Annotated in this window: 25 protein-coding genes; 11 read left to right on the top strand and 14 right to left on the bottom strand. The window is 38.1% G+C overall.

The window, feature by feature from the left end; genetic code table 11:
- Nucleotides 1-82 precede the first annotated feature (82 nt).
- From EV07_RS05885 to EV07_RS05875, 3 genes are read right to left on the bottom strand one after another with little or no spacing between them, the layout of a single operon-like run.
- Nucleotides 83-328 (bottom strand): 2Fe-2S iron-sulfur cluster-binding protein, encoded by a 246-nt coding sequence (locus EV07_RS05885; RefSeq protein WP_036918086.1) that lies wholly within the window; start codon nucleotides 326-328, stop codon nucleotides 83-85.
- Entirely contained in the window at nucleotides 318-1,802 is a 1,485-nt protein-coding gene (locus tag EV07_RS05880; RefSeq protein ID WP_036918367.1) for a cobyric acid synthase, read from the bottom strand. Before EV07_RS05880 ends, EV07_RS05885 begins: the two co-directional genes overlap by 11 nt.
- Before the next feature lie 23 nt (nucleotides 1,803-1,825).
- Nucleotides 1,826-2,200, bottom strand: coding sequence for an Npun_F0494 family protein (locus EV07_RS05875; RefSeq protein WP_036918084.1), 375 nt, complete (start codon nucleotides 2,198-2,200; stop codon nucleotides 1,826-1,828).
- 12 nt (nucleotides 2,201-2,212) lie between these two features.
- Between EV07_RS05875 and EV07_RS05870 the strand changes: the two genes are divergently transcribed.
- Nucleotides 2,213-2,848 (top strand): nucleoside triphosphate pyrophosphatase, encoded by a 636-nt coding sequence (locus EV07_RS05870; RefSeq protein ID WP_036918083.1) that lies wholly within the window; start codon nucleotides 2,213-2,215, stop codon nucleotides 2,846-2,848.
- Between the two features lie 55 nt (nucleotides 2,849-2,903).
- Here EV07_RS05870 and psbC read toward each other — a convergent pair whose 3' ends face one another.
- Nucleotides 2,904-4,286: a photosystem II reaction center protein CP43 gene (gene psbC, locus EV07_RS05865; protein WP_036918081.1), complete on the bottom strand. Its 1,383-nt coding sequence runs from the start codon at nucleotides 4,284-4,286 to the stop codon at nucleotides 2,904-2,906.
- Nucleotides 4,270-5,346 carry a photosystem II D2 protein (photosystem q(a) protein) gene (gene psbD, locus EV07_RS05860; RefSeq protein ID WP_036918080.1) on the bottom strand — a complete coding sequence of 359 codons (1,077 nt, stop codon included), beginning with the start codon at nucleotides 5,344-5,346 and terminating at the stop codon, nucleotides 4,270-4,272. Before psbD ends, psbC begins: the two co-directional genes overlap by 17 nt.
- A gap of 176 nt (nucleotides 5,347-5,522) precedes the next feature.
- Between psbD and EV07_RS05855 the strand changes: the two genes are divergently transcribed.
- A complete protein-coding gene (locus EV07_RS05855) occupies nucleotides 5,523-6,104 on the top strand; it encodes a photosystem I assembly protein Ycf4 (protein WP_052043905.1) in 582 nt (193 codons plus the stop codon).
- A 24-nt stretch (nucleotides 6,105-6,128) separates the two neighbouring features.
- Nucleotides 6,129-6,812: a peptidylprolyl isomerase gene (locus EV07_RS05850; protein ID WP_036918078.1), complete on the top strand. Its 684-nt coding sequence runs from the start codon at nucleotides 6,129-6,131 to the stop codon at nucleotides 6,810-6,812.
- 14 nt (nucleotides 6,813-6,826) lie between these two features.
- On the opposite strand, the gene ilvN is transcribed toward EV07_RS05850, so the two are convergent.
- Both ilvN and EV07_RS05840 read right to left on the bottom strand, forming a co-directional pair.
- Nucleotides 6,827-7,357, bottom strand: coding sequence for an acetolactate synthase small subunit (gene ilvN, locus EV07_RS05845; RefSeq protein WP_036918354.1), 531 nt, complete (start codon nucleotides 7,355-7,357; stop codon nucleotides 6,827-6,829).
- Nucleotides 7,358-7,362: 5 nt separating this feature from the next.
- Nucleotides 7,363-8,349, bottom strand: coding sequence for an alpha/beta fold hydrolase (locus EV07_RS05840; protein ID WP_052043904.1), 987 nt, complete (start codon nucleotides 8,347-8,349; stop codon nucleotides 7,363-7,365).
- A 211-nt stretch (nucleotides 8,350-8,560) separates the two neighbouring features.
- On the opposite strand from EV07_RS05840, the gene petM reads away from it, so the two are divergent.
- The 4 genes from petM (at nucleotide 8,561) to infA (ending at nucleotide 10,315) form a co-directional block, all read left to right on the top strand.
- Nucleotides 8,561-8,659, top strand: coding sequence for a cytochrome b6-f complex subunit PetM (gene petM / locus EV07_RS05835; RefSeq protein ID WP_036918077.1), 99 nt, complete (start codon nucleotides 8,561-8,563; stop codon nucleotides 8,657-8,659).
- Nucleotides 8,660-8,718: 59 nt separating this feature from the next.
- Complete coding sequence (locus EV07_RS05830; protein WP_036918347.1) at nucleotides 8,719-9,681, top strand: NAD(P)H-binding protein; 963 nt, start codon at nucleotides 8,719-8,721, stop codon at nucleotides 9,679-9,681.
- A 68-nt stretch (nucleotides 9,682-9,749) separates the two neighbouring features.
- On the top strand, nucleotides 9,750-9,968 hold the full coding sequence (locus EV07_RS05825; protein ID WP_036918075.1) for a hypothetical protein: 219 nt from the start codon (nucleotides 9,750-9,752) through the stop codon (nucleotides 9,966-9,968).
- 71 nt (nucleotides 9,969-10,039) lie between these two features.
- Nucleotides 10,040-10,315, top strand: coding sequence for a translation initiation factor IF-1 (infA, locus tag EV07_RS05820; protein WP_036918074.1), 276 nt, complete (start codon nucleotides 10,040-10,042; stop codon nucleotides 10,313-10,315).
- Between the two features lie 14 nt (nucleotides 10,316-10,329).
- On the opposite strand, the gene trxB is transcribed toward infA, so the two are convergent.
- The 3 genes from trxB to EV07_RS05805 form a co-directional block, all read right to left on the bottom strand.
- On the bottom strand, nucleotides 10,330-11,685 hold the full coding sequence (gene trxB / locus EV07_RS05815) for a thioredoxin-disulfide reductase (protein ID WP_081936952.1): 1,356 nt from the start codon (nucleotides 11,683-11,685) through the stop codon (nucleotides 10,330-10,332).
- Between the two features lie 119 nt (nucleotides 11,686-11,804).
- Nucleotides 11,805-12,041 carry a hypothetical protein gene (locus EV07_RS05810; protein ID WP_446727370.1) on the bottom strand — a complete coding sequence of 79 codons (237 nt, stop codon included), beginning with the start codon at nucleotides 12,039-12,041 and terminating at the stop codon, nucleotides 11,805-11,807.
- Between the two features lie 223 nt (nucleotides 12,042-12,264).
- A complete protein-coding gene (locus tag EV07_RS05805; protein ID WP_036918071.1) occupies nucleotides 12,265-12,843 on the bottom strand; it encodes a hypothetical protein in 579 nt (192 codons plus the stop codon).
- Nucleotides 12,844-12,973: 130 nt separating this feature from the next.
- On the opposite strand from EV07_RS05805, the gene EV07_RS05800 reads away from it, so the two are divergent.
- The 4 genes from EV07_RS05800 to EV07_RS05785 are packed head-to-tail and all read left to right on the top strand — an operon-like array spanning nucleotide 12,974 to nucleotide 16,957.
- The gene (locus EV07_RS05800) at nucleotides 12,974-14,116 is read left to right on the top strand and encodes a Re/Si-specific NAD(P)(+) transhydrogenase subunit alpha (RefSeq protein ID WP_036918070.1); all 1,143 of its coding nucleotides are present in this window, start codon (nucleotides 12,974-12,976) and stop codon (nucleotides 14,114-14,116) included.
- The gene (locus EV07_RS05795; protein WP_036918069.1) at nucleotides 14,116-14,409 is read left to right on the top strand and encodes an NAD(P) transhydrogenase subunit alpha; all 294 of its coding nucleotides are present in this window, start codon (nucleotides 14,116-14,118) and stop codon (nucleotides 14,407-14,409) included. The genes EV07_RS05800 and EV07_RS05795 overlap by 1 nt, the downstream gene beginning before the upstream one ends.
- Nucleotides 14,410-14,421: 12 nt before the next feature.
- Nucleotides 14,422-15,858, top strand: coding sequence for an NAD(P)(+) transhydrogenase (Re/Si-specific) subunit beta (locus EV07_RS05790; RefSeq protein WP_036918068.1), 1,437 nt, complete (start codon nucleotides 14,422-14,424; stop codon nucleotides 15,856-15,858).
- Nucleotides 15,845-16,957, top strand: coding sequence for an alpha/beta fold hydrolase (locus tag EV07_RS05785; protein ID WP_036918066.1), 1,113 nt, complete (start codon nucleotides 15,845-15,847; stop codon nucleotides 16,955-16,957). Before EV07_RS05790 ends, EV07_RS05785 begins: the two co-directional genes overlap by 14 nt.
- Here the strand turns inward: EV07_RS05785 and EV07_RS05780 are convergent.
- The 4 genes from EV07_RS05780 to polA all read right to left on the bottom strand — a co-directional run bounded on the left by EV07_RS05780 (nucleotide 16,937) and on the right by polA (nucleotide 23,136).
- Complete coding sequence (locus EV07_RS05780) at nucleotides 16,937-17,305, bottom strand: (2Fe-2S) ferredoxin domain-containing protein (protein ID WP_052043903.1); 369 nt, start codon at nucleotides 17,303-17,305, stop codon at nucleotides 16,937-16,939. The two genes, EV07_RS05785 and EV07_RS05780, sit on opposite strands and share 21 nt — an antisense overlap.
- Nucleotides 17,302-18,555, bottom strand: coding sequence for a 1-deoxy-D-xylulose-5-phosphate reductoisomerase (locus EV07_RS05775; protein WP_275040930.1), 1,254 nt, complete (start codon nucleotides 18,553-18,555; stop codon nucleotides 17,302-17,304). Before EV07_RS05775 ends, EV07_RS05780 begins: the two co-directional genes overlap by 4 nt.
- 88 nt (nucleotides 18,556-18,643) lie before the next feature.
- The gene (gene cysS, locus EV07_RS05770) at nucleotides 18,644-20,146 is read right to left on the bottom strand and encodes a cysteine--tRNA ligase (RefSeq protein ID WP_036918062.1); all 1,503 of its coding nucleotides are present in this window, start codon (nucleotides 20,144-20,146) and stop codon (nucleotides 18,644-18,646) included.
- 47 nt (nucleotides 20,147-20,193) lie between these two features.
- Nucleotides 20,194-23,136 carry a DNA polymerase I gene (gene polA, locus EV07_RS05765; protein WP_036918060.1) on the bottom strand — a complete coding sequence of 981 codons (2,943 nt, stop codon included), beginning with the start codon at nucleotides 23,134-23,136 and terminating at the stop codon, nucleotides 20,194-20,196.
- Between the last annotated feature and the right edge of the window lie 6 nt (nucleotides 23,137-23,142).

Genomic DNA, 23,142 nt, shown 5'->3' with positions numbered 1-23,142 from the left:
TATTCTTCGTAGCTTGTTTCTTATTCATACATTTATAATTTATACATTCTTTCTATCTTTATTTATTTTTAATGAAGTTGTTTTACCAAAAGGGATCATAGTAAAAATCAACTTTTAATTTATTAAAATCAGATTTTTCTATTGAGTTGATACAGGCCCTTATTATTTTCCCGTTTACTTCAATCTCACATGCACCGCAGCTACCTGTTAAGCAGCCAGTGGGTATTGTTACGCCTGCTTTTTTAGCCTCAAGAAGCCAGTCTGATCCTGGAATGACTTTAGACCTTGCTCCATTTGGCCATACAATCTCTAAAGCTTCAGACTTCATTATTGAATATAGAGTTAAGATTTACATGCTTTTCGAATTCATCTGTTAATAGATCTATTACATGATTCCTTTTTTCAGTGTAATTAGTAAATGTGATCGGCAATTCTTTCAATCCTTTTCTTTTGCGAATTTCATTTAACCAAAGCCTTCTCCATTCACCATTGTCAAAAATCCCATGCAAATATATTCCTGCAATATTTAATGTGTCTTTTTCGCCGCTTATCCACCCTAATGTTGAGTCGCGAAAAATAGGCTGAGCTTTTTGGGTGCTTTCTTCAATAGCATTACTTTTACCATGATGTAATTCAAACCCATTAACTTTTGATTTTGCAGGCCAATTAGTTACAACTTTTCTCTTAGATAAAAATTTATTTGAATTGAAAGTTGTATTTATTGGGAGCAATCCAAGACCTTGATATTTAGAGCATATTGTGCTTTCTAGACCTAATGGGTCTTCAAGAGTTTTACCTAGAATCTGAAGACCTCCGCAAATTCCCAGAATATACCCCCCAGACTCTGCAAAAGATTTGATTTGCTTATGAAGGCCCTTTGAATAAATATTTTTCAAGTCTTTGATTGTTTGTTTGCTGCCTGGGATTATTAATGCATCAGGATTACCAATATCCTCTCCAACTTCAATCCATTTTATTTGTACAGTTGATTCTGCTTCTAGGGGTTCAAGATCTGAAAAATTACTAATAGAGGGTAATCTTATTACTCCTATTTCTATTTCAGTATTTGATTTAGTTCTCTTCATCTCTATCAAATCCATTGAGTCTTCTGCGGGAAATATTTCATTTAACCAAGGCATGATTCCTAATATTGGTATTTTTGTTTCTTTTTCAAGCCACTTGCGACCTTCATTAAATAAGGCAATATCACCACGAAATCTATTTATAATTATTCCTTTTATTAAGCTCCTTTCGCTTGGTTTTAATAGTGCAAGTGTTCCTATGATTTGGGCAAACACTCCTCCTCTTTCTATATCTGCAACTAATATGCATTTGGCATTTAAGTATTTAGCTAGCTTTAGGTTGGTTAAGTCTTTATGTTGAAGATTTATCTCTACTGGACTCCCTGCGCCTTCAACTACAAAAAAGCTATCTTTATATGAATTTGATAGCTCTTTGATAGCTTTTTGTATCACTTCCCATCCAGAAATAAACCAGTTTTCGTAATACTCAGATGCTGAGGATATACCAACACTTTTGCCTTTATGGATGATTTCGCTTGTGCAGTCTCCTTGTGGTTTTAAAAGTATAGGATTCATAGAACAAATTGGCTCAAGTCCTGAGGCCCATGCTTGAACTGCTTGTGAATATGCCATTTCTCCACCATTATTATCAACCCATGCATTATTACTCATGTTCTGGCCTTTAAAAGGAATTGGAGTTTTGCCTTGCCTAAGGAGTAGCCTGCATATTGCTGTTACCATAAGTGATTTACCCGCTCCACTAGAGGTCCCAAGCACCATGACTGAATTGGGAATGTCTTTTTTCACGTGTTCAATAACTTACGAAAAACCCAATTGCTGAATAATTCAAAAGGGGTGGCTTTTTGATTAGCAATATTAGGGTTCTTTTCGAGAATGATTCTGCCTAGAGGAGTAAGTCTAACTTTTGATGTTAGTCCCTGGCCATCAACCTCTCTCCTGAGAACTCCAATTTTTATAAGCCACAAGAAGTTGTTTTCTATTTTCTCTGATTTGCTTATTTGAAACAGAGGTCTTTCAATATACTTATCTTTCATTTCCAATACTTTTTCTGCTGACAAACCAGAAACTTTCACGTCTTTATAGAAGTCTGAATTTAGAGGAAGACACTTTATTGCTCTAGTGCTTCGATTAATAATATGCTTATCAATTAATTCCATTCATTTGGTTTTGTGTTGATACTAGCCTCTGCTTCTAAAGCCAGAAGAAGATTACTCAATCAATTAGGTATTGACTTTGAAGTAATAGTAAGTCAAGTTGACGAGAACAGGTTTAAGCATTCAAATGTTAAAAGCTTGGTAAAAGAGCTTTCTATCGCAAAAGCTCAATTCGTTTCTTCAAAAATCCTGCTAGAAGATGAAGAAAACTCCAAATTTCAAGCAGTTTTAGGATGTGATTCTTTATTTGAATTTAAAGGTAATGTTTTTGGCAAGCCAAAGGATGATCAAGAAGCCATTCAACGTTGGAAATTAATGTCAGCCAAAACAGGAATTCTTCACACAGGTCATTGTTTGCTTTATCGGAAAACTGCTGAAAAAAACTTTCTAAATTGTGATTTCAAAGGTGTAATTCAAGAAGTGATAAGTACAAAAATAAATTTTTCTGAATTAACTCATGCTGAAATAGAAGATTATGTAAGAACTAAAGAACCAATGAATTGTGCAGGTTGTTTTGCTTTAGAAGGAAAAGGGGCATTTTATATTAAGAGTATAGAAGGCTGTTATAGCAATGTTATAGGACTTAGTCTCCCTTGGTTGAGAAATGCTTTAGCAATTGCTGGAATTGATTTTGGGTTTAAAAAAGCATAAAAAAAGCCTCCATGTTTAATGGAGGCTTTTTTTATGAAAGAAAAATTATTTTTCTTTAGTCTAAGTCAGGCATGGAAAGCGCAGGCTCAGTTTTGCGATCAATACCTTTTTCGAAACCACCTGCAGCTGCTCTTGCTCTACCGGCATGCCAAAGATGGCCTATAAAGGTAAACCAACCAAGGAAGAAATGAGCTGATGCTAGCCATTGGCGAAGATTAACGAAGTTAACCGCATTGGGCTCAGTAATAATTCCACCAACAGAGTTGATAGAAGCATTAGGTGCATGAGTCATATATTCAGCAGCTCGACGCACTTGCCAAGGCTGAATATCATTTTGGATTTTGTCAAGACTTAATCCATTCTCTCCTCTTAGTGGCTCAAGCCATGGTCCACGGAAATCCCAGAAACGCATAGTTTCTCCACCAAAGATAATTTCTCCAGTAGGTGAACGCATTAGGTATTTACCTAAACCAGTTGGACCCATAGTTGTTCCAACATTTGCTCCAATCCTTTGGTCCCTTACAAGGAATGTAAAGCTTTGGGCCTGTGAAGCTTCAGCATTTGTTGGGCCATAAAACTCAGATGGATAGGCAGTGTTGTTAAACCAAACGAAGGTTGAAGCATAGAAACTTGCAACACATAATCCACCTAACGCATAACTAAGTAATGCTTCACCATTCCAAATAAAAGCTCTACGAGCCCAGCCGAATGGTTTTGTTTGCATATGGAAATGACCACCTATTAGTTCAATTATTCCAAGGTAATAGTGGCCACCAACTATGTCTTCGACTGAATTAACACCAACCATATTGCCTCCTCCTCCCCATGGGGTTTGGAAAAGATATCCAAAGATAATCCCTGGATCAGTTGTAGGTGTAATTAAGCGCACTTCACCACCACCTGGAGCCCAAGTGTCATAGAGACCTCCTAGGAATTGCCAGTTGATAGAAAAAGCTATTGCACCAAGACCAAGAACACATAAATGACGACCTAGAATGGTTGTCATTTGATCTTTGTCACGCCAATCAGTTGAAAAGAATGGAAACTCTTCTTCTAATTTTTCAGGTCCTGCGAGAGAGTGATAAATCCCACCGAATCCAAGAATTGCTGATGAAACAAGGTGAATAACACCAGCTTGGAAATAAGGCATTATATCTACTACTTCTCCGCCAGGGCCTATTCCATAGCCAAACATGGCTACATGAGGAAGAAGGATTAAACCTTGCTCCCACATAGGCTTGTCAAAGGTGAAATGGCTCACCTCATAAAGCATCATTGCTCCAGCCCAAAAGACCATAAGTCCTGTGTGAGCAATATGAGCACCTAATAGTTTTCCAGAGAGATTGATTAGACGAGCATTGCCTACATACCAGGCATAGCCAGTTTCCTCAATGCTCTGATTAGGAGCTTTTAAAAGGTTATTAAAGGGCGTTTCCACGTGGGAGTACCTCCTCAGGGAATACAAAGTTTTCGTGTGGCTGGTCCACAGAAGACATCCAGGCTCTCATACCTTCATTCAAAAGTATGTTTTTTGTATAGAACGTTTCAAACTCTGGGTCTTCAGCAGCTCTAATTTCCTGACTAACGAAGTCATAAGCTCTTAAGTTAAGAGCAAGACCAACGATGCCAATTGCGGCGCACCACATGCCCATAACAGGCACGAAGAGCATTAGGAAGTGAAGAAAACGTTTGTTTGAAAAAGCAATACCAAAAATCTGACTCCAGAACCTATTAGCAGTGATCATGGAGTAAGTCTCTTCTTCTTGGGTAGGGTCAAAAGCTCTGAAAGTAGTACTTTGAGCTTTGCCTCCAGAATAGACACTAGTGTCTTCGTAAAGGGTGTTTTGAACAGTTGCGCCGTGAATAGCACAAAGAAGTGCTCCACCAAGTATTCCAGCAACACCCATCATATGAAATGGATTGAGGGTGATGTTATGGAAGCCTTGTATAAATAAGATGAAACGGAAAATAGCTGCCACCCCAAAAGAAGGAGCAAAGAACCAACTATGTTGCCCTAAAGGATAAATAAGGAAACAAGCTGAATACACAGCTATAACAGCTGAAAAAGCTAGAGCGTTATAAGGTCTAATGCCTACAAGCCTTGCAATTTCAAACTGACGTAGCATGAAGCCAATGAGGCTGAATGCACCATGTAGAACAACGAAATTCCATAGTCCGCCAAGTTGAAGCCAACGAACAAGGCTGCCTTGAGCCTCTGGTCCCCATAGGAACAAAAGGCTGTGACCCATGGCGTCGCCAGGAGTACTAACAGCAGCAGTGAGGAAATTACATCCTTCTAGATAAGAGCTGGCAACACCATGTGTGTACCAGGAAGTTACGAAAGTTGTGCCTAAAAACCATCCACCTATAGCCAAATAGGCAGTAGGGAAGAGAAGAAGACCAGACCAACCAACAAATACGAATCGGTCGCGCTTAAGCCAGTCATCAAGGACGTCAAACCATCCTCTTTCTTGGGCGCTACCAACAGCTATCGTCATGAGAGCAACGTTGCTGAGCTTTTGGGATACGCCCGAGACTTTAACAATTACCAAGGCAAGACGGGGGAAATTTTTATCAGATGAAATCCGTTGTTGTATTGCGAATCAAACAAAGAAATACCTTTTTATGTTTTTTCGGCCTGTTTATTAGACAATACTTTCAGTTGTGAACAGTTATGTCAGCCGATCTTCAACCCTCCCTTAATACGGTGGAGCCTTCTGAAAAATTTCTTGAACAAATTGTTAAAGGTTCAAGGAAAAACTCTAATTACATAGTTGCAACACTTTTAACAATCGGAGGGATTGGTTTTTCTCTTGCTGCGCTATCAAGTTATTTCGGCAAAGATTTCTTGCCTTTGGGCAATGCGGCGACATTGATATTTGTGCCACAAGGCTTGTTCATGGGTTTTTATGGAGTTTTAGGAACTTCTATTGCAGCTTATTTGTGGGCATTAATTAAAGTTGATTATGGTTCTGGCTTTAATCGATTTGATAAAGAGAAAGGTGTTCTTTCTATTTCCAGGCAAGGTTTTTTCAAGGAAATTGTTGTTCAAGTATCAATTGAAGAAATTCAGGCAGTTAAGTTGGAGATTAGAGAAGGCTTTAATCCTAGAAGAAGAATTTGTTTAAGACTGAAAGGTAGGAATGATCTGCCAATTAGTCCAGTTGGGGGTCCCCAGCCTCTTTTGATGTTAGAACAGGAGGGTGCAGAATTAGCTAGGTTCTTAAAAGTAAACTTAGAAGGCTTGTCAAATTAGAGTGAGAAAATTCATACCAAATTCATGAGGTTAGTTTTCATCCTTAAATACTTTATTGGATTATTATCTCTATTAAGTGTTTTTGGATGTGCTGTCCCTGTAAGGAAAACATCTAAAGACTTTTGTTTGAAAGAAGGTAATAAATGCATAGATCAAATAATAAATGTGCAAATGATAACAAATAGAGGTGAAGTAGTTTTGCAATTAGATGGTAAATCTGCTCCACTTACCTCTACTAACTTTCTTTCTTTAGTTGATAGAAGCTTATATGATGGAAGTTATTTTAATAATGTCATAAAGGACCCTTTTCCTTATATAGTTAGAGGAGGATATCAAGGACATAAATATAATTTAGATCTTGATGCTAAGCTAGAAAATCAAAGTTATATTAATAATAAAAGCATAGCTTTAAAGAATATACCTTTAGAAATAAAAATCAGAGGAGAAGATATACCACGTTACAATGAACTTATCTTTATGAGTGATGATTTCAAGCGCATTGTTTTAACTCATAGACGAGGTTCTTTGTCTATGGCTAGATCAATTGGACTAAATTCAGCAAATATGGAGTTTAATATTGCCCTAAAGGATTTGCCAGAGCTTGATGGTAGATACTCAGTATTTGGTAAAGTTGTCAAAGGAATGAATGTTATTGATTTAATAGAAGAAGGCGATGTTATTTTAAGTATTAAAAGAATAAGAAATTAATTGAAAGTATATTTTCAGCTAGGTAGATTTTTGCTTTTTGAAGATGACTTTAAAAGTTCTGTATTGATCCCTGAAGCTCGCTCTAATGCTACTTTCCCTGTTCGTGCTATTTCAAGAATCCCATAAGGCTCTAAAAGCTTTTCAAGGGCTACAAGCTTTCCAGGGTCACCTACTACCTCCAAGGTAAGGGCATTGTTTGAAACATCAACAACTTTTGCCCTGAAAACCTGAACTAGATCTAGAATGCTTGATCTATGTTCATTATTCGCTGAAACTTTTAACAACATTAACTCTCTTTCAACTGCAGGTAATGTTGTTAGATCTATTACATTGAGAACATTTACCAACTTGTCTAATTGCTTTGTCATTTGTTGCAGAGTTCTATCGTCACCCTCCACTACCATTGTTAAACGGGATATTCCAGGAGCTTCTGCAGGGCCAACAGCAAGGCTATCAATATTGAAGCCTCTTCGAGCAAATAGCCCAGATATTCTGCTAAGAGCACCTGATTGATCTTCAACTAGAACTGAAAGAGTATGCTTCATGGTTCTTATTGTATATATCCTTCCAAATGATTTTTCAACCAATTTAAAATGTAATTATTGAAGTTTCTAGATGATTCATCATGAGGACAATGGCCTGTATTTTCTAAAATAAATAAATCCAGCCAAGGGTATTGATTTTTTAGTCCCTGTCCAATGCGAAGAGGTACAAACTTATCTTCTCTACCCCAAGCAAGAAGAATGGGCGAGTGATTTGGCATTGAATTAATTCGATCTAATAAAAAAGGGGCAGTGTGCTCTTTATTTCTTGTTGCCATGCCAATACACATAGCTCTAAGAGCTCTTGGTGCAGAATTCCTTTTGGCCGGTTCACTAACAATTCTTTTTAATTCATTGTCTTTTTTTATAGAGTTATAGTATGCAGCTTGTAGAGCTAAGTTAATTAGATTAGATTTAACAATTAAAGGAATTAATAGCTCTAAAGGAAAGAGTCTGAAAAAAATATTCAGTAGATTTTTTTTAATTAATAAAAACCAATGAGGTGATTTGAAATTATTGCTATTAATTAAAGCTGGGTCAGGTAAAGGCTCTGCAATTACTGGGCCAACAAGTTCTGGATAAAACGCTGCAGTTGTTATGGCAGTAAGAGCGCCAAGTGAATTACCCAAAAGTATTGCCTTGCCGTTTTTATGAGTTTCAACAATGTTTTGAAGAAATGCAGCTATTTGCATAGACCAAAAATAATTATCCAACTTTTTGATTTTGTTTGGTCCTGGTTGCTCTGATTTCCCAAATCCAATTAGATCTAATGCATAAACTCGAAAACCTTTTTGAACAAAGAAATCTGCGTTCGATCTCCAGTGAGAGCTGCTGGCGCCAAACCCATGTATCAAAACTAGAGGTTGTTTGTTTGTTGATCCCAGCACTCTCCAATGGCAGTAGAAATTATTCCAATTCCAGAAATGGTGTTTTCCCCAGTTGGGATTATCTGTAGAAAAAGAATTTTTTGATGCTTTCGTTTGATGAGGATCCAATGAGATACTTGCTCTGGGGGGATTAGGGTGAAGTTGGTTTTAGGTTTTTATTTTCAAATTTTTTATTAATAATATTATAGGAGCTACTTCCCTAAAAGAGCTTATGGAATAGGTCCTCTCTTAAATTAAGCATTTATTGCTATTAAGCCCAATAGCTTGGGGTTTTATATCCTATGAGGGTTAAATGGTTATTATGATAAAAAATGTTTAAATGGCTTCAGAGATTTTTGGAACGGCTGCAATCTTTTGGGTGTTGATTCCTGTAGGACTTTTAGGCGGCGCATTTTTGCTTAAAATTCAGGGTAAATGATTTTTCCCACATTTATTGACTCCTTGCTATTAAGCTTCTGACTGGAAATGATCACAGGGATGAAGGCTTTAATTATTGGTGGAACCGGCACACTTGGAAGGCAGATAGCCAAAAAGGCTATTGATTCTGGCATCCAAGTTAGATGCATGGTCAGGAGACCTCGAAAAGCTTCTTACCTCCAAGAATGGGGGTGTGAGTTGACTCAAGGTGATTTATTGAATCCTAAAGATCTTGAGTATGCATTGAGTGGAATTGACGCTGTAATAGATGCAGCTACAAGCAGGCCTGATGATCCAAGAAGTGTTTATGAAACAGATTGGCAAGGCAAATTAAATCTTTTTAGAGCCTGTGAGTCTGTAGGCGTTAAAAGGGTTGTTTTTCTTTCACTTTTAGCTGCAGAGCAATTCAGAAATGTGCCTTTAATGGATATTAAGTATTGCACTGAAAAACTTTTAGAGGAATCTTCTTTGGATTTCACGATTTTGCAAGGAGCGGCTTTTATGCAGGGTGTAATAGGCCAATTTGCCATACCTATTTTGGATAACCAACCAGTCTGGATAAGTGGTAATGCCAGTGAAATTGCTTATATGAATACTCAGGACATGGCAGCTTTTGCTGTCGCAGCCTTGGAAAGGCCTCAAACAATTAGACGAAGTTATCCGTTGGTTGGTCCTAAGTCATGGAAGAGTGAGGAAGTCGTTAAATTGTGCGAGGGTTTTAGTGACAAGAAAGCAAAAATTTTAAGAGTCTCACCTTTTCTTATAGCCATCGCTAAAACATTAGTTTCTTTTTTTCAGGCGTCTTTAAATGTAGCTGAAAGACTTTCTTTTGCTGATGTCAGCGGAAGTGGTATGAAGCTAGATGCACCAATGGAAGATACCTATAAAGATTTTGATTTAGATCCAGCACTGACAACAAATTTGGAATCTTACATAAAAGAATATTATGGAGTCATCCTCAAGCGTCTGCGCGAAATGGAAGCTGATTTAAGCAAAGAGCAGAGAAAAAAACTTCCTTTCTGAGCAATGGCCAACAACTTACTTGAAAAAGAATAGTTTGTTTGTACTATTAAACAAGACGATGATTTTTTATGTCAATTGTTCAAGTTAAGAATCTAAATCGAAGATTAGAAAATATGGCAGTTGAAGCAACTGAAGAGCTTGATAAAGCATGTGGAAATCAGCTCTGGAGAAATGTAGGATTTGAAGCCTTTGATGGATTGAAAGATAATGATAGGAGGGCTATTGCTAATTATTACTATGGACAATTGCAAACAGTTAGAGAGCTCCAAGAGGTTTTGAACTGCTAATGATGAACTATTAAAAACAAGGTAGGCTTAAATAGAATTAAGATTATGTATTCCAATCCACTAATACAAGAATGATTGAAACATCAGGAGTTATTGAGAAAGAGCAAGGCAATGGCTTTTATTTAGTCACACTTGAGCAGCCGGCTGGCCATCAATGCTTATGTAGAGCAGCTGGAAAGCTTACTAAATTTAGAATCAAACTTCTTGCGGGGGATAAAGTTCTTGTAGAGATAAGTCCATATGACCTTACGAGGGGAAGAATAACTTATAGAGAGAGAAATGCAGGTGCAGGAGGAGGTCGTCCTAATAGGGGTGGAGCCAAGCCTGGTGGTCCTCGAAGGCGATAAAAAAATCAGACTTTTTACGTCAAAAACTTTTCTATTTCTTCTTTGAAGACACTTCTTTGTTTTACTCCTTGCCATTGAGCTTTTAGCTCTTTCTTAAGGAAAAGTTGAGTTGTTGGAGTCCCTGTTACTCCAGCTTGCTTGGCAATTTCATGTTCAGAATCTATATCTATTTCTATTGCTTGGACTTTACCTTCCAGCTCCTTAATGACTCTTTTAAGTTGAGGTTTGAGAATGTGGCAGGGGCCGCAGTTTGTGGATGTATAGATTACTAAAATTGGTTGAGAACTCTCATGATAAAGCTTCCTTAGGGCATAACTCCCTTTTTGCCAAAAGGCATGTGGGTTAAAGTTTTCTTTTGTTGCTGTTTTGATCTCAAGTTGTTTCTCAGCATTTTCTGGATCTACATTTTTCCTGGTAATTAGAGAAGCAAGGTTCTTCTCGGTTAACCATCTTTCGGCTGCTAGTGCTGCTTTACAGCCACTCCCTGCAGCGGTAACCCCTTGTCTCCATTCTGGGTCTGCAACATCACCTGCAGCAAAAACCCCATCAACAGAGGTTTCTGGTCTTCCAGGTTGAGTATTGATATAACCATTTGAATTTATCGATAGTTGATTTTTTATTAAATCAGTATTTGGTGTATGGCCGATGGCATAGAAAAGTCCCTTTGCCTGAAGTGTTTTTTCGGCTTTAGTTTTAAGATTTCTGACGCTCAATGTCTTTATCCATTTATCCCCTTGAACATCAATTAATTCAGTTTCCCAATGAATTGTTATTTGTGAATTAGCTTTTACACGATCTGCCATCGCTTTACTAGCTTTAAGTTGATTGGATCGAACTAATAAGTGAACTTGGCTTCCATACTTTGTTAGATATACTGCTTCTTCACATGCTGAGTCTCCACCTCCAACAACTGCTAATCTTTCATTTCTAAATTGTGGTGTAGCTCCATCGCATATTGCACAAGCACTAATACCTTTATTCCAAAAATTGCTCTCGTTAGGAACACCTAATTTGTTGGCACTTGCACCAGTAGCGATAATTAAAGAATGAGTTCTTATTTCTTCTGTAGAAGTTTTAATTATAAATGGGTTTTGTTGAATATTTATATAGTCTGCATCCATTTCTAAAAGGTTAGTTCCCCATCTAAGAGCTTGAGCTTTGATTAAGTCCATTAAGTCCGGACCCATTATTCCATCTGGGAACCCAGGGTAATTTTCTACGAAAGTTGTGTTCATTAATTGTCCACCTGGTATACCACCTCTTGTAAAACCAGTTACTAATAATGGTTGGAGGTTAGCTCGAGCCGCATAAATGGCAGCTGTATAACCTGCTGGTCCTGAGCCTATTATGACTAGGTTTTCTATAGACAAGGTTTTGATATTAATAAGAATTTTACTTATTATATTTTAAATTATTTTTATGTGAGAAATTATTTATATCATCCAACAAGTTGATTATATATATGAGTTTTTAGTATGAAAATGTATTTTTAGAGCTCAAGAAGTTCATCTGATTCTTGGATTCTATCTTTTGTTGCATGAAATGATTCTGGAACTTTTAAAACTGAAGAATTCAAATCATAATTTTGATCTTCTAAATTTATTATCCATTCGCGAAACTCTTGCGTTAGTGCATAGCTGTCTTCATAGCGTTCAATGCTATCTAAAAGAGTAATTCTGCTAGAGGCCCAACAGGTGGCTATGCTGATCCTTCTTTCAAGGGGCATTTCCATGAAATTATATCAACGAGGTTACCTTTGCATGTCAAAGGGATTAATACATGTTCTTTTTGTACAAGAGTGAGTTTTTAGTACAAAAAGAATTATTGTCTTAATGAATTCTTTAGAAGTTAAACGATTTTACTGGGCTTCTGGGAATCTTAAGAAAAAATATATATAGATTCAAAGACACTATCATTATGGCTTTTGATCTGCTTAACGTATGACTTATCTAGATTGATTGACTGTGATTTAAGAGAAGCTTTTGAACTTCTGTGATACTTTCTAGAGCTGATTTTCTTGCTACGTTTAAATCTTTCGTTGAACCTTCTAAGAGTTTTTTCGACAATCCATTTATAATCTCTTCTTTTCGTTGTTCAAGCATATTCATTATTTCATCTTCAATAATAGCTCTTACGCATCTTGATTTTAAGTGATCTTCAGTTGCTTCTTCAAATGTTCCTTGAACTAGTTCTTGAATAAACAATTTGTGAACTTCAGTGCTTCGAAGGAAGCTTTCAGTAGCGTTGATAATCCCTTCTACTAGCGTTTCATCTGGTTCTGAGCTTTTGTCGGCTAGCTTAAACTCCCAGTCTAAATGCCTTCTTTGCCATCCAGATGCATGTAAACTTGGGACTACGGTCTGTGAATAAGTGTCAACTGACATTTCATAGATTCTCTCTGCAAGGCGTTCGCACCATTCTCTCCCGTGATTTTGCAAATTTTTTTGCATTGCAGTGCGTGGCACCGCATGTCCTCCATGATGGCTATGACAAACGCCGTCTGGACATTCGATTGCTTTTAAGCTCATATTCTTATTGAATATTTAAGTTCCTTTTTCTTGTTAGCCACAATTTCTTTTAAGGAAAAGCTTTTTTCAACAAAAATCCTGGTCTTCGAACCTTTAGCGTCTTACTCTTTATTAATGAGCCTTTTTAATCTTGCCAAGAATTTTAATTCCTATTGAGGCTGCTTTTGGTGAAACCCGTGTTGCAGCAACACCTGAGACTGTTAAAAAGCTAGTTTCTATTGGCTTCACTGTCTCGATTCAAAGCGGAGCAGGTTCCTCTGCCGGTTTTTCAGATGATTCTTATTTGAATGTTGGAGCAGATTGCTTTTCTGAGGTAAATGGAGATTCTCTTAAGAGCATTGATGTCGTTCTATGTGTTAATTCCCCAAGTGAAAAGTTTTTGCAAGAATTGAAATCGGGAGCTTTATTAGTCGGATTATTGTCTCCTTACGGGAATGAATCCCTTGCCAAGGTATTGCAATCAGCAAAATTATCAGCATTATCTCTCGAACTTTTGCCAAGAATAAGTAGGGCACAATCCTCAGACGTACTTTCTTCTCAAGCCAATATTTCTGGATATAAAGCAGTTCTGATTGGGGCAAGTGCTTTAGATAGATATTTCCCAATGTTGATGACTGCTGCCGGCACGGTTCAGCCGGCTAAGGTTGTTGTCCTTGGGGCTGGAGTAGCAGGCTTGCAAGCTGTCGCAACAGCCAAGAGGTTAGGTGCTGTTGTATATGTGAGTGATATTAGGCAAGCTGTTAAAGAGCAGGTTGAATCTTTAGGAGCTAGATTTATAGAGCCACCAGAAGCAAAAAGGGAAACTTCTGAATCTGGTGTATATGCTAATGAGGTTACGGAAGAATTTTTGATCGCTCAAAGGGAACAGTTATTAGTGCAATTGTCTGAAGCTGATGTGGCAATTTGTACTGCTCAAGTCCCAGGGAAGAAAGCCCCTCGTCTTATAAATGAAGAGATGTTAGATCAAATGAGGTCTGGTTCGGTTGTTGTTGACCTTGCTGTTGCTCAAGGTGGAAATTGTGTAGGGACTAAACAAGGCGAGACAGTCTTGAGAAATGGGGTGAAGCTTATAGGAGCATCTGACTTGCCTTGCACTGTTCCTAATCATGCAAGTGCTTTGTATGCAAGAAATCTTTTGGCACTTATTAGTCCTTTAATTCATGAAGGAGAAATAGTTTTAAATACAGAAGACGAATTAATTGATGGATCTTTGATAAGCAAAGATGGTGTCATTCGCCATACTCAAGTTATGAATTCAGGAGGGTTAAATTAATGTCCTTTATAAGTGAAGCCTTTTGGGTCCTTTTATTGGGAAGCTTGCTTGGCCTTGAGTTGATCGGCAAAGTCCCACCTACTTTGCATACACCCTTGATGAGTGGAGCAAATGCAATTTCAGGTATAACAATGCTTGCTGCTCTTACTTTGATAATCAGGGCAGGAAATAACCCCCCATTGTTACTTATGGGATCTATTGCACTTGGATTTGCATTGTTCAATGTAGTTGGAGGATTTCTCGTTACAGACAGGATGCTTGCAATGTTTAGCCGTAAACCTTCTCGTAAATAAGGAGTTGAATAAATGAACCTTTCCGATGTATTGAAGTTTTCGATCGATCTTTTGGCTGTTCTCCTTTTGGCTTTAGGCATTAAAGGCTTGTCAAAAGTTCGCTCAGCTCGTGATGCTAATCGACTTGCGGCTGTTGCAATGATGCTAGCTGTAATAGGTGTTTTGGTTGATTCTTATGGAAGCTCATCAATATCTATAGGTGCCTGGATATGGATAATATTTGGATCAGTAGTTGGGGGCTTGTTGGGAATGGTTACTGCTAAGAGGGTTGCTATGACGGCTATGCCCGAAACAGTAGCTTTGTTTAATGGCTGTGGAGGCATGTCTTCTTTGTTAGTAGCATTGGCTGCAGCAATGTTCCCTTTAAGTAATTCCACTGGAGTGGATGGCAATGGATTGGTGGAAATAATTTCAATTATTATCTCTGTTTTTGTTGGATCAATAACTTTCACTGGATCCATAGTTGCTATGGCCAAGCTTCAAGGCTGGCTTTCTACTCCTACATGGATGCAAAGCAATCTTCGTCACTTAATTAATATTGGATTAGCAGTGCTTGCATTTGTTTCGATTGTTTCCTTATTAAATTCAGGCAACAATGGGCTTTGGTTATTAGTAATAAGTTCTGGCCTTTTGGGGATAGGAGTCACCCTTTCCATTGGGGGTGCTGACATGCCAGTAGTTATATCACTACTAAACAGCTACTCTGGTGTAGCGGCTGCAGCTGCAGGATTTGTGGTAAAGAGTCAATTGCTTATAGTCGCTGGAGCAATGGTAGGAGCTGCTGGGCTAATTTTGACTCAGGTTATGTGTAATGGAATGAATAGATCTTTATTGTCAGTATTATTTGGCGGCGCAATTGGCGCGACCTCTACATCAGGAAGTGGTTCTACTGAATATATCAATATAACCAGTTGCAGCGTAGAAGAATGTGCTTTAACACTTGAAGCTGCAGAACGTGTAGTGATTGTCCCTGGTTATGGATTGGCTGTTGCTCAAGCACAACACACACTTAGGGAAGTAACTAGGGCTTTGGAAAGTAATGGTATTAATGTTATCTATGCTATTCATCCAGTTGCTGGCCGAATGCCCGGACATATGAATGTTCTTTTAGCAGAAGCAGATGTTCCTTATGAGCAATTAAAAGAAATGGATGTTGTTAACCCCGAATTTCCGGCTACAGATGTTGTTCTTGTTCTAGGTGCAAATGATGTAGTTAACCCCCAAGCAAAGAATGACCCAAGTTCCCCTTTATATGGAATGCCAGTTCTTGATGTTCAGGAAGCGAGAACGGTTTTTGTTATTAAGAGAGGAATGAGTGCAGGTTATTCTGGTATAAAAAATGATTTGTTTGACTTGTCAAATACTTCTATGGTTTTTGGAGATGCCAAGAAGGTCTTAGGAGATCTTTTGGTGGAATTAAAAGAATTAGGTATCAGTGGTAACAGTTGAATCTTCTCTTGGTTTGCCTGAAGATCTTGGGCTAAAGCTCTTTCAGCAACGATTACCATGGATTGGCGGAGATCTTCAAACTCTTAGAGATACTTTTGTTGATGATAATGTTTGCCTTCCTGATAATGAATTTGTTCATATAGAAATACCTTCAAAGCAAATTGGAAACCTAGGAAAAGAAAAATTAATAGCTTTTCTGAATAAGCCTGTAGATCTTTCTTCAGTTAAAGGTTTGATTTTGATTCTTCATGGATTAGGAGGTTCAAGTCGTAGAAGAGGGTTGAGACGTATGTCTTTTGCATTGCTTAAGGCAGGCTTTGCCGTATTAAGATTGAACCTTAGAGGAGCTGCTCCTGGTAGAAAATTTGCGGCTGGTACATATGCAGCAAATTGCAATGCTGATGTATTTCCTGCAATAACAAAGGCTAGAGAAATTTGTAGTTCTCTAGGAAACAACAGGAAAACAAAAAATAATTTAGTACCACTATTCGGAGTAGGCATCTCTCTAGGAGGTACTATTTTATTAAATGCTTGCTTGGAGTGGGCCTCTTCTTCAAGGAGCAATGCTTTAGATGGATTAGTCTGTATTAGTAGCCCCCTGGATTTAGCAGCAAGCAGTGCTTGCATTGAGAAGAATAGGAATAAGCTTTATCAAACTTGGTTGTTACACAGATTAGTTAAACAGACTCTTGCTGATCCATTTGGGGTTAATGAGAAAGAAAGAGACTTCTTGATTAAAAGCAATAGCTGGAATAATCTAATTACATCGTCGATTCGTGAGTTTGATGCGGCAATAACCGCTCCTAGATGGGGCTTTAGAGATGTAGATGATTATTACAAGCAAGCCTCACCATTAAATGCATTACTTTTGAATAAGCTTGATATTATGCCAAAGACATTGTTAATACATTCTGTTGATGACCCTTGGGTTCCTTGGGAGCCTTTTAAGCATTTGTATGAGAATGTACGTTTTAAAAACCCATCAACTAAATTAGAATTCTTATTAACAAATCATGGAGGTCATAATGGCTTTCATGGTTTAAGTGGCTGCTGGGGGGATGATGTGGTTCAACGTTGGCTAACAAGAATTGTTCATTAAACGTGTTATTGGAAACTTTAATGGAGTTTCCTTAAAGATCCATTCTTTTATTGGAATTCCTTCGATTATATGGCTTTTAATTATTACTTCTATGCGACTAGGAGAAACATTTTGATACCAAATCCCTTCAGGCCAGATTAAAAGAATTGGACCAGAGTTGCATATTCTTAGACAGTCAACTTTGCTTCTCATAACTATTCCCGCAGAACGATTAGGATCTTCAAGGTTTAATTTCCTAAGAATGCTTTTAAGACTTTCCCAGCTTTCAATGCTTTGCTTTTGGTTGCAACAAGATGATTTGGGTGTTGCTGTACATAACAAAAGGTGGTGACTTACCTGAATATTCATCCTATATATGTCGCCATAGATATTTGACGGGAATTTTTTTCGACTTGAGATTTGACTACTTTTCGGGCCCATTTATCTACTTCAATTACATCGTTTACTTGAGGATCAGTTTTAATGTCGTTCTTGTGACTCTCACATGCATTTTCTATAACTTTTGGAATATTTAAAAAATGAATCTTTTCTTCAAGAAAAAGAGCTACAGCTTGTTCATTTGCTGCATTTAGAACGGCAGGCATGGTCCCAGCGGCTTTCCCCGCTGCATATGCAAGTTCTATGCAGGGATATTTTGATATGTCTGGCTCATTGAAAGTTAGTTGTTTTATTTTTGAGAGGTTTAGCCTTTCCCAGTGGGTTTCCACCCTTTTTGGCCAACTCATTGCATAAAGAATTGGGAGCTTCATGTCAGGCCAGCCCATTTGAGCTAAAACAGATGAATCTGCCAATTCAACCATTGAGTGAATAATGCTTTGAGGGTGAATAACTATTTCTATGTGTTCGTAATCAAGACCAAATAAATAATGTGCTTCTATTACTTCAAGGCCTTTATTCATAAGAGTTGCTGAGTCAACTGTAATTTTTTTTCCCATACTCCAATTGGGATGGCTAGTTGCATCTTTAACGGTTGCGTTCTTTAAGTCTTCTTTTCGCCAGTCACGGAATGCACCTCCAGATGCTGTGAGCTGAATATTCCTTAGACCGGGTGTAGGAATTCCAGTAGAAAGGCGGGCATTGTCGGCCCAAGGAGTCCCTTGTAAACATTGGAATATTGCTGAATGTTCTGAATCTGCAGGTAATAATCTGCTTCCACTAGCCTTCAGTTCTGGAAGTACTACTGGACCTGCTGCTATTAATGTCTCTTTATTTGCTAGAGCAATATCTTTCCCTGCTTTTATTGCAGCAATAGTAGGAAGTAGTCCTGCACAGCCAACAATTCCTGTAACTACTAATTCCGCAGTATCCCAGGAAGCTGCAATATTTAATCCTTCTGCACCAGCAACTAATTGAGGGGGCTTCTTAGACTTGTTTCCCTTAAGCAGATCTTTTAATCGTTCATGAAGCTTAGGCAAATCAGTCTCGTCGGCTACTGCAACAACTTCTGGTTGATACTGATTGACTTGTTCCACAACTAAATCCAAGTTCTTACCTGCTGTTAAAGCAACTACTTTGAACTGTTCTGGGAACTCTTTGGCTATTTCGAGCGTTTGGGTGCCAATCGAACCAGTGGAACCCAGCACGCTGATGGCTTTCACAATGCTCTAGCAATTACCTCATAGTCTCTCATCCTATGGTTAGATTCAGGTTGAAAAGTTCATGATGTTGGGAGTAATGGAGGAAAGCTTAACTTTGCACCCAATCTGTTATGCCCCCTTTTTTATCAATTAATTCAATCCCTTGTTTCCTTAGACTCTCTCTTATCTCATCTGCTTTATCAAAATCCTTTGATAATTTAGCTTTATTGCGCTCTTCTATTGCAGCTGAAATAGCCTCTTTAGATAGGCTATTAGAATGTTTGGATGGATTGTTTTGGCTTGGAAGTTCTGCTTGAAGACCTAGAACACCTGCCAGTGTGATAAGAAGCAACCACCTTGAATATGTCTTTTGATTATCTGATTCTGGTAATGATTCGAAAATGTTACCTTCTATTGTGTTGGCTATTGATTTAAGTGGCCGAGCAAGATCAAATAAGATTGATATAGCTACTGATGTATTCAGGTCGTCATTTAATGCTGTTATGAAATTCTGATGAGATTCATTTAACTCTGTATTTGTAGAAAGCTTATACAGATCATTGATTATGGGTAATTGAACTTTTGTTTTAGGCCAGTTCAGAGTTTGATAGTGTATTAGTCCGATACAAAGTACTCTGTTAAGTCTTTCCCAGCCTATTGAAGCAGCATCAAGAGCTTCTTTCGTGAAATCTAGCGGTTTTCGATAGTGAGCTTGAAGTATAAATAGTCTAAGAGTCATTGCAGATCTGCCTTGTTGGAGTAGAGACCTAATTGTTGTGAAATTGCCTAATGACTTGCTCATTTTTTGACCGCCAACATTTACCATCCCATTGTGAAGCCAAAAATTTGCCAATTTTTTCCCATTAGCCATTTCAGATTGTGCGATCTCATTTTCATGATGTGGGAAAATGAGATCTGCTCCTCCTAAATGAATATCTATTGTTTCTCCTAGTTCTTGTAGCACCATTGCAGAACATTCAATATGCCAGCCAGGCCGCCCTTCTCCCCAAGGAGAGCTGAAACTTGGCTCCCCTTTCTTGGCTCCCTTCCAAAGTGCAAAGTCAAAAGGGTTTCGTTTACGTGCTCCTTCTATGCTGTCAACTCGCCCATCGGCATTTAGTTGTTGTTCTGATAATTCACGCCTACTTAACTTCCCATACTCTCTATGCTTCATTACAGAGAAGTAGACATCACCTTCTATTGAATAGGCGACGCCTTTCCTTTCCAGATCTTCTATCATTGATCTAATCGCATTTAGGCATCGTGTGGCTCGCGGCATTCGGGTGGGGGGTAAGATTCCTAGAGCATCCATGTCTTGATGGAATTCTTTTATATTTCTTTCACTAATTTCGTTCATCGTACATTTCTCTTGAGCTGCTCTTGTTAGGATCTTGTCGTCAATATCGGTAAAATTTTGGATAAAATTAACTTTATAACCTTTCCAATGAAAGTATCTTCTCAAAACATCCCATACGATATAGCTACGCGCATGTCCTAGGTGACAAAGATCGTATACAGTTACACCACAACAATAAATACTTATTTCTCCAGGTGTAATTGGATTGAAATACTCGGTTTGTTTGGTGAGAGTGTTTGTTAATTTTAAGGACACTTTTTTATTGCAAGGTTTTGATGACTATCCATTATTTGGTTTTAGATTTATTTTGCATCCATCCAGTTGTTCCCAATAGCTGCATCTACAACTAGAGGAACATTAAGGTGTATAGCATTCTCCATTGTAGTAATAACTAGTTCTTTAACCTCTTCTAGTGCTGACGGATCTGCTTCTAAAACTAATTCATCATGCACTTGTAACAGAAGGTTTGCAGGTAGACTTTTCTTTTTGAGCTGCCCAGCTAATTGTACCATTGCTATCTTAATTATATCGGCGCTTGAGCCTTGAATAGGTGCATTTGCTGCTGCTCTTAATTGTTGGGCTTCCATTCCCGCTCGTCGGGCAAATTTCAAGTCTATACTCATAGGATCTTTGCCTAGGAGTCTTCCTAAACCATTTCGATCAAAGTCAAAATATCTGCGCCTGCCAAGTAATGTTTTTACATAGCCTTTGCTCAAGGCAAGCCTCTCTTGAAACTCCAGAAAAGAAAAAACTTTTGGATATCTTTCTTTGTATTTGTTTAAAAACTCTTTAGCTTCGGATTGAGTAACACCTGTTGATCTCGCAAAACGTTGAGCACCCATGCCATAAACAACGCCAAAATTAATAGTTTTACCTAGACGTCTTTCATTGGAGTTGATTGAATCTTTTTCTAAAAGAATCTTCGCAGTTAAAGTATGAACATCTTCTCCCTTTTGATAGGCCTGCTGAAGAATCTCTTCACCAGAGAGGTGAGCAAGAATGCGTAACTCTATTTGAGAGTAGTCTGCACTTATTAATTTCCAGTTTTCTTGAGGCAAGAAGGCTTTTCTTATTCGTCTGCTGAACTCAGTCCTAATGGGAATATTTTGTAGGTTTGGATTGCTACTACTTAAACGTCCTGTTGCCGTAACGGCCTGGTTGAAATCTGTATGGACTCTACCAGTTTCCTTCTCAACTAATTCCGGGAGTGCATCTACATAAGTACTTACAAGTTTGCTAAGTGTTCGATGCTCAATCAATAGGGGAACAAGTGGATGATCATTCTCAAGTTTTTCAAGTACATTTGCATCCGTACTCCATCCGGTTTTAGTTTTGCGAGATTTTCTTCTATCTAAATTGAGAATGTCAAAGAGGACTTCCCCAAGTTGTTTTGGAGAGTTGAGATTGAATGGGGTCTCAGCAAGTTCATAAGCTTGTTCCTCTAATTCATTTAACTTATGATTCAACTCATTTGATAATTCTTTTAGATAGGGAACGTCTATACATATTCCTCTGGCTTCCATTTCAGCAAGGATATGTTCAAGGGGTTGTTCTACTGTTTCTAATAGGCTTATAAGCTCTGCACCCATTTCTTGAAGTTGTGATTTAAGCCGAAATGATAGTTTCCGTGTGAGATATACATCCATTCCGCAGTAAATACTTGCATCATTTATGCCAACATCTTTAAAGTTTTGCCCCTTGCCAACAAGTTCTTTAAAGCTTGTTGGGGTAAACCCAAACTCTCTTTTTGTTATTTCCTCTAGACTATGCTTTCTTGTGGCATTACAGAGATAATCAGCAAGGAGAGTATCCATAATTACTCCTTCCAGGGGGATTCCATAGTGAAGAAAAATCAGTCGATCATATTTAGCGTTTTGAAGGATTTTTGGATTGTTTGAACTGCTTAACCAAGGCGTTAAAGCTTGAACGACAGTTTGTAAAGGTAGCTGTTGTTGTGAAGTTTGAGGATTGTTATGAGCCAAGGGAATGTATGATATCTCGTCTAGTCCTTCGCCCCAGCATAGGCCAATGCCAACTAACTCTGCTTTGAATGGATTTAAGTCCGTTGTTTCTGTATCTATAGCAACTGGCTGTAGTGATTGATTAAAATTCATCAACTTCTGTGCTAGAGATTGAAGTTGGTTTTCAGTGGTAATGATTGAAGGCTTAATAGGTGGAGGTTTGTTTATATCATTCTTTCCCTTGTTATTAGATTTGTGAATTATGGTTTTGGATGATTCTTTTTGCTTGTCTAGGCTTTCTTTATTTGCTTTAAAGCCTCCTTGAGAGAAGCTTGCGGTGAAACTTGGTATTTGATTAATAAGGCTATAGAGTTCTAATTCTTCAAGAGATTCTGTTAGATTTTCTTTTTTAATTTCAGTTAATTCTAGGCTTAGCTCTTCCTTTATGGGGATTTCGGTCAAGATTTCAGCTAGCTCTTTAGAAAGATATGCTTTCTCTTTCCCTTCTTTTAATTTTATTTTTAATGCCCCTTTAATAGACCCTTGAGAAGCTTTCTCCCCCTTTGACTCTAGTTGATCTAATGATTTAAATATACTATCCAGATCGCCATTCTCTTTGAGCAAATTAATGGCTGTTTTAGGTCCTACACCTCTAACACCAGGAATGTTATCAGAGCTGTCACCTGTTAGAGCTTTTAAATCGATAACTTCTTTTGGCCTTACACCAAGCTTGTCTTTTACCCCGGCCTCATCAATAAGTGATGGGTTGCCACTTTTTGCATAGGGGCCGCCACCCATGTATAGAACGGCTATGCTCCTGTCGTCATCTACAAGCTGGAAAAGATCTCTATCACCAGTGAGAATGTGAACTTTCCAGCCGTCGCTCGATGCTCTAGTCGCCAATGTTCCTAGAACGTCATCAGCTTCATACCCTGGTGCTGTGATAATTGGTAGATTGAGACTTTCTTTAAGGATTTGTTTAAGTTGGTCTAGATCTTGAAAGAAAATTTCTGGTGCTATATCTCGATTGGCTTTATAGTTTGGATCTTTTTTGTGACGAAATGTTGGCTCCGCAGTGTCAAAAGCAATTGTTACTCCCTGCGGGCTAAGAACCTTACAGTTGTCAAGGAGGCTTTTTAGAAATCCATAGGTCACACTTGTAGGGAGACCTGCCTTGGTTCTTAAACCACCTTCACCACCTTTGCTAAATGCATAGAAACTTCTGAATGCAAGTGAATGGCCATCAACTAAAAGTAAAATAGGTTTTTCTTGGCTTAGTGTCATAGTTTT

It is taken from the genome of Prochlorococcus sp. MIT 0603, assembly GCF_000760215.1.
Lineage (GTDB): Bacteria > Cyanobacteriota > Cyanobacteriia > PCC-6307 > Cyanobiaceae > Prochlorococcus_E.
This window is presented reverse-complemented; position numbering and strand designations above follow the sequence as displayed.